The sequence below is a fragment of the Variovorax sp. MPBD4-3 genome (assembly GCF_058809745.1).
This window is the reverse complement of record NZ_JBXASW010000115.1, coordinates 1-6196: the sequence shown is the minus strand read 5'-3', so window position 1 is coordinate 6196 and position 6196 is coordinate 1. Positions and strand designations below refer to the sequence as shown.

At 67.9% G+C, this 6196-nt stretch carries 6 protein-coding genes; 5 read left to right on the top strand and 1 reads right to left on the bottom strand.

Translation table 11 applies throughout. The annotated features are described in order from the left end of the window. Window positions 1-179 precede the first annotated feature (179 nt). The 3 genes from AC1RVW_RS30505 to AC1RVW_RS30495 all read left to right on the top strand — a co-directional run bounded on the left by AC1RVW_RS30505 (window position 180) and on the right by AC1RVW_RS30495 (window position 2865). Entirely contained in the window at window positions 180-776 is a 597-nt protein-coding gene (locus AC1RVW_RS30505; RefSeq protein WP_081268375.1) for a 2-hydroxychromene-2-carboxylate isomerase, read from the top strand. 34 nt (window positions 777-810) lie between these two features. Next, window positions 811-1575 carry an enoyl-CoA hydratase gene (locus AC1RVW_RS30500; protein ID WP_081268376.1) on the top strand — a complete coding sequence of 255 codons (765 nt, stop codon included), beginning with the start codon at window positions 811-813 and terminating at the stop codon, window positions 1573-1575. Between the two features lie 132 nt (window positions 1576-1707). Then, complete coding sequence (locus AC1RVW_RS30495; RefSeq protein ID WP_493204463.1) at window positions 1708-2865, top strand: ABC transporter substrate-binding protein; 1158 nt, start codon at window positions 1708-1710, stop codon at window positions 2863-2865. Between the two features lie 10 nt (window positions 2866-2875). Here the strand turns inward: AC1RVW_RS30495 and AC1RVW_RS30490 are convergent, their stop codons facing one another. Continuing rightward, on the bottom strand, window positions 2876-3301 hold the full coding sequence (locus tag AC1RVW_RS30490; protein ID WP_081268377.1) for an acyl-CoA thioesterase: 426 nt from the start codon (window positions 3299-3301) through the stop codon (window positions 2876-2878). Window positions 3302-3342: 41 nt separating this feature from the next. On the opposite strand from AC1RVW_RS30490, the gene AC1RVW_RS30485 reads away from it, so the two are divergent. Continuing rightward, window positions 3343-5175 (top strand): ABCB family ABC transporter ATP-binding protein/permease, encoded by a 1833-nt coding sequence (locus AC1RVW_RS30485; RefSeq protein WP_409194843.1) that lies wholly within the window; start codon window positions 3343-3345, stop codon window positions 5173-5175. A gap of 43 nt (window positions 5176-5218) precedes the next feature. Beyond that, complete coding sequence (locus tag AC1RVW_RS30480) at window positions 5219-6157, top strand: 2-hydroxyacid dehydrogenase (protein ID WP_493204460.1); 939 nt, start codon at window positions 5219-5221, stop codon at window positions 6155-6157. The last annotated feature ends 39 nt before the right edge of the window (window positions 6158-6196 follow it).

Sequence of the window (6196 nt, the reverse complement as noted above, 5' to 3'; positions counted from 1 at the left end):
CACTTGTTGATCAGCCGGCACAAGCGCCGCGTCCATCGTGCACAGGGCGCCGGGTGCTCCCCGCAGCGAAATAAAGGGGGAGCCCGAAGGGCGGAGGACATTCGCGGAGGGGAGTACCCGGCGCCCTGTGCACGCACCCCGAACCAACGGCCCCAGCAAGCACAAACAAGGAGACACCCATGAAAAAATCCGTCGACTTCTATTTCGACTTCGGCAGCCCCGCCGCCTACCTGGCCGCGACGCAGCTGCCGCACATCTGCGCCGACACCGGTGCCGAACTGGTGTGGAAGCCCATGCTGCTCGGCGGCGTGTTCCAGGCCACGGGCAACCATTCGCCGGCCGAGATCAAGCCCAAGGGTCCGTACATGACGACCGACCTGAAGCGCTTCGCCAGGCGCTACGACGTGCCCTTCGCGCACAACCCGCACTTCCCCATCAACACGCTGCTGCTGATGCGCGGCGCCACCGGCATCCAGATGAAGGAGCCGGCGCGCTTCGGCGCCTACGTCGATGCGGTCTTCCACGCCATGTGGGTCGAGCCGAAGAACCTCAACGACCCGGCGACCGTCGGCGCCGTCTTGCAAAATGCGGGCTTCGACGCCGCGGGCCTGCTCGCGCTGGCCGGTGCGCAGGAAACCAAGGACCGCCTGAAGGCCGTCACGCAGGAAGCGGTGGAGCGCGGCGTCTTCGGCGCACCCACCATGTTCGTCGGCGACGAAATGTTCTGGGGCCAGGACCGGCTCGATTTCGTACGCGAAGCACTTGCCGCCGCCTGAGGGCGGCACCACCCGTTCCATTCAAGGATTTTTTATGAGCGACATCCTCGTCCACACCGAAGCCGGCGTGATGACCATCACCTTCAACCGCGTCGACAAGAAGAACTCGATCACCAGCAGCATGTACGCCGAGTTGGCCGACGCGCTGGCCACCGCAGAGAGCGAAGCCGCCGTGCGCTGCGTGCTGATCCAGGGCGACCCGACCATCTTCAGCGCGGGCAACGACATCGGCGATTTCCTCAACGGCCCGCCGTCGACGCAGGAGTCGCCGGTGTTCCGCTTCCTGCGCGGCATCGCCACGTTCCCCAAGCCGATCGTCGCCTCGGTGTGCGGCCCGGCCGTGGGCATCGGCACCACCATGCTGTTCCACTGCGACCTGGTCTACGCGGGGGACAACGCGGCTTTCTCCATGCCCTTCGTGAACCTGGGCCTGTGCCCCGAGGCTGCCTCGAGCCTGCTGGTGCCGCAGATGCTGGGCTACCACCGCGCGGCCGAGGCGCTGCTGCTGGGCGAGCCTTTCATGGCCGAGGCCGCGCTCGAAGTGGGCCTGGTCAACCGCGTGGTGCCGCCGACCGAAGCCAACGGCATCGCGCAGATGCAGGCCCGCAAGCTCGCGGCCAAGCCGCTGAGCGCGCTGATCGAGACCAAGCGCCTGCTGAAGAAGGGCCAGATGCCCGCCGTGCTCGAGCGCATGGGCGAGGAGGGCGCGAGCTTCGGTCGCATGCTGCGCGAGCCGGCGGCGCGGGAGGCCTTCGGTGCCTTCATGGAGAAGCGCAAGCCTGATTTCTCCAAGGTCTGACGCGCTTTCCGGACTTGCGCGCTTAAACTGTCCGGCGTGCAAATCCAAGGGGTCAGAACTCTCCTAGCGCCCGGCCAGCGGGCGAGTGATGCTACTGAAAAAGTAGCATTCCAGCCGGTGCGCCGGCGTACTTTGGGTTTGCTTGCGGGCGCACTGGCGGCGCCCGCGCTGGTTCTGGCGCGGGTGCGTCCGCTGCGCATCGGCGTCATCGGCTCGTGGTCCGGGCCCTACGCAGGCGGCGGGCGCCAGTTCGATGCGGGCATGGCGGTCTGGCTGGCCGCGCACAACCATCACATCGCGGGCCGGCCGGTCGAGCTGCTGCGGCGCGACGTGCCCGGCAGCGCGCCCGACCAGGCGCGGCGCCATGCGCAGGACCTCGTGGAGAGCGAACAGGTCGACCTGCTGGGCGGGCTCGACTTCAGCTCCAACGCCTACGCCGTGGGCGCCGTCGCCACGCAGGCCAAGATGCCCCTCATCGTGATGAACGCCGCGTCCTCCGGCATCACGTCGCGCTGCCCGTTCGCGGTGCGGGTGTCCTTCACCATCGCCCAGGTCACGCTGCCGCTGGCGCGATGGGCGCTGCAGCAGGGGCTGCGCGACGTGTGCACGGTGGTGGCCGACTACGCCTCGGGTGTCGATGCCGAGAGCGCCTTCGTCTCGGGCATCACCGCCGGCGGCGGGCGGGTCGGCGCGATGCTGCGGGTGCCGCTGGCCACGCTCGACTATTCGGCCTACATGCTGCGGCTGCGCGAGCTCAAGCCGCAGGCGGTGTTCTTCTTCCTGCCCTCGGGGCAGATGCCGGCCACCTTCCTCAAGTTCTGGCGCGACCGCGGCATGGCCGACACCGGCATCCGCCTGCTTGCCACGGGCGATGCCACCGACGACCACTACCTCGAAGGCATCGGCGAGCTGGCCGATGGCCTGGTCACCAGCCACCACTATTCGTTCGCGCACGACTCGCCGGCCAACCGCCGCTTCACGGGCGTGTTCGAAACCGAGTACGGCAGCCACCTGCGGCCGGGCTATTTCGCCGTGGCGGCCCATGACGCGCTCGCGGCCGTGGATGCGGCCATGAGCTCGCCCGCCGCGCGCGGCAATGCGGGCGGGGAGCGGCTGGTGGATGCGTTTCGCGGCCTCAGGCTGGACAGCCCGCGCGGGCCGGTCGAGATCGACGCCCATACGAGGGACATCGTGCAGACCGTGTACATCCGCCGGGTGGAGCGCCGCGACGGGCGCTGGATCAACCGCGAGTTCGAGCGCTTCGAGCGGGTGCGCGACCCAGGCCTGTGAGCCTGCCCGATCAGGGCTGTTGTTCGATGGGGCGTGGGCGGCCGTTGTCGTCGATGGCCACGTAGGTGAAGGTCGCCTGCGTCACCTTGATGTACTCGCCCTGCGCCCGGAAGCGCTCTGCGAACACCTCGACCGTCACCGTGACCGAGGTGCGTCCGATGCGCACCAGCTTCGAATAGAACGAGAGGATGTCGCCCAGCCGCACCGGCTGCTTGAAGATGAACTCGTTCACCGCCACCGTGGCCTGGCGGCCCTTGGCGTAGCGCGCGGGGATCACCGAGCCGGCCAGGTCGCACTGCGCCATGACCCAGCCGCCGAAGATGTCGCCGTTGGCATTGCAGTCGGCCGGCATCGGAATGACCTTGAGCACCAGCTCCATGTCGGTGGGCAGGCTCTTGAGGGTGGCGGCAGCGGCGGCGCTGGAAGTATCTGACATGGGCACAATCTGGAACAAACAAGCAACCACGATTGTCTCCCATGCGCCGCAGCGGCGAAGCCCTTCCCCCCTCCCACCCCGTCTCCGGCCACCCGCCGGAGCGCAGCGACCGTTCCGACTGGGCGACGCTGCGCCGCCTGTTTCCCTACCTCTGGCAGTACAAGTGGCGGGTGGCCGCCGCGCTGGCCTTCATGGTGGGCGCCAAGGTGGCCAACGTCGGCGTGCCGGTGCTGCTGAAGAACCTGGTCGACACCATGACGCCCAAGCCCGACATGGCCCAGGCGCTGCTCATCGTGCCCATCGGCCTGCTGCTGGCCTACGGCCTGCTGCGCTTCTCGACCTCGCTGTTCGGCGAGCTGCGCGAGCTGATCTTCGCCAAGGCCACCGAGGGCACGGCCCGGCAGATCGCGCTGGAGGTGTTCCGCCACCTGCACGCGCTGAGCCTGCGCTTTCACCTGGAGCGCCAGACCGGCGGCATGACGCGCGACATCGAGCGCGGCACGCGCGGCGTGCATTCGCTCATCTCGATGTCGCTCTACAGCATCGTGCCGACCATCATCGAGCTGGTGCTGGTGCTCACCATCCTGGGCGTGAAGTTCGATTCGCTGTTCGTCTGGATCACGGCCGCCGCGCTGGTGCTGTACATCGCCTTCACCGTGACGGTGACCGAATGGCGCACCAAGTTCCGCAAGACCATGAACGAGCTCGACTCCGTGGCCCAGAGCCGCGCGGTCGATTCGCTGCTGAACTACGAAACCGTCAAGTACTTCAACAACGAAGACTTCGAGGCCGGCCGCTACGACGCCAGCCTCGACCGCTACCGCAAGGCCGCCATCAAGAGCCAGCGCACGCTGAGCATGCTCAACACCGGGCAGCAGCTGCTGATCGCGGTGAGCCTGGTGCTGATGCTGTGGCGCGCCACCTCGGGCGTGGTGGAGGGGCGCATGACGCTGGGCGACCTGGTGATGGTCAACGCCTTCATGATCCAGCTCTACATTCCGCTGAACTTCCTGGGCGTGATCTACCGCGAGATCAAGCAGAGCCTGACCGACCTCGACAAGATGTTCGTGCTGATGGAAAAGGAGCGCGAGGTGCGCGACGCGCCCGGTGCGCAGCCGCTGGCCGGCGCCGACGCCACCGTGCGCTTCGAGGACGTGAGCTTTGCCTACGAGCCCGCCCGGCCCATCCTCAAGCACGTGAGCTTCGAGATCCCGGCCGGCAAGACGGTAGCGGTGGTCGGGCCCTCGGGCTCGGGCAAGTCGACGCTGGCGCGGCTGCTGTACCGCTTCTACGACGTGCAGCAGGGGCGCATCACCATCGGCGGGGAAGACATCCGCGAAGTGACGCAGTCCAGCGTGCGCCGCGCCATCGGCATCGTGCCGCAGGACACGGTGCTCTTCAACGACACGGTCGAATACAACATCGCCTATGGCCGCCCGGGCGCGAGCCGCGAAGAAGTGGAAGCCGCCGCGCGCGCCGCGCGCATCCACGACTTCATCGTGGCCACCCCCAAGGGCTATGACACCACCGTGGGCGAGCGCGGCCTCAAGCTCTCCGGCGGCGAGAAGCAGCGCGTGGCCATTGCGCGCACGCTGCTGAAGAACCCGCCGATCGTGATCTTCGACGAGGCCACCTCGGCGCTCGACTCGGCCAACGAGCGAGCCATCCAGTCGGAGCTCAAGAGCGCCGCGCAGGACAAGACCACGCTGGTCATCGCGCACCGCCTGTCGACGGTGGTGGACGCGCACGAGATCCTGGTGCTGGAGTCGGGCGTGATCGTCGAGCGCGGCACGCATGCCGAGCTGCTCGCCAGGCAGGGCCGCTACGCGCAGATGTGGGCTTTGCAGAAGAGCGAAGCGGTTCCGATGCTCTAGCGCGATCATTCGTCACTTTTCCATCGATTCCAGGAGTTCATACGTGTCGACCAAGATTCCCCTGCTGGTGCTCAGCAGCCTCTCGAGCGCCCACCAGGCCCAGATCGGCGAGGTCTACGACATGACCTACGCCTTCGGCGCGGCCGAGCGCGCGGCCGCCATTGCAGAGCACGGCAAGAAATTCCGCGCGGTGCTGACGATCGGCGTCATCGGCATCACGCCCGAGGAGATTGCGGCCATGCCGGCGGTGGAGCTGATCTGCTGCATGGGCGCGGGCTACGAAGGCTTGCCGCTCGAGGTGACGCGCGCGCGCGGCATCGTGACGGCCAACGGCGCCGGCACCAACGACGACTGCGTGGCCGACCACGCCTTCGGCCTGCTGATCAGCATCGTGCGCGAGTTCCGCAAGCTCGACCGGCTGTGCCGCGAAGGCGTGTGGCGCGAAGCCATCCCGCAGCCGCCGAAAGTGTCGGGCAAGAAGCTGGGCATCCTGGGGATGGGCACCATCGGCCAGCAGATCGCCAAGCGCGCCGCGGCCTTCGACATGGAGGTCGGCTATCACAACCGCAAGCCGAAGGAAGGCGTGGCGCAGCGCTACTTCGGCGACCTGAAGTCGCTGGCGGCATGGGCAGACTTCCTGGTGCTGGCCGCGCCGGGCGGGCCGGCAACGAAGCACCTGGTCAATGCCGAAGTGCTCGACGCGCTGGGGCCGCAGGGCTACCTGGTGAACATCGGGCGCGGCAGCGTGGTCGACACCGACGCGCTGGCCGCGGCGCTGCGCGAGAACCGCATCGCCGGAGCCGGCCTCGATGTGTACGAGAGCGAGCCGAAGCGGCCGGAGCAGCTGGTCGGCCTGGACAACGTGCTGCTCACGCCGCACATGGCCGGCTGGTCGCCCGAGGCGACGCAGAAGTCGGTGGACCATTTCCTTGCGAATGCCGAAGGGCACTTCGCGGGGCGCGGCGTGCTGACCCCGGTCTGATGTCTTTGCGCCTTCCCCCTCTGGGGGAAGGTTGGGATG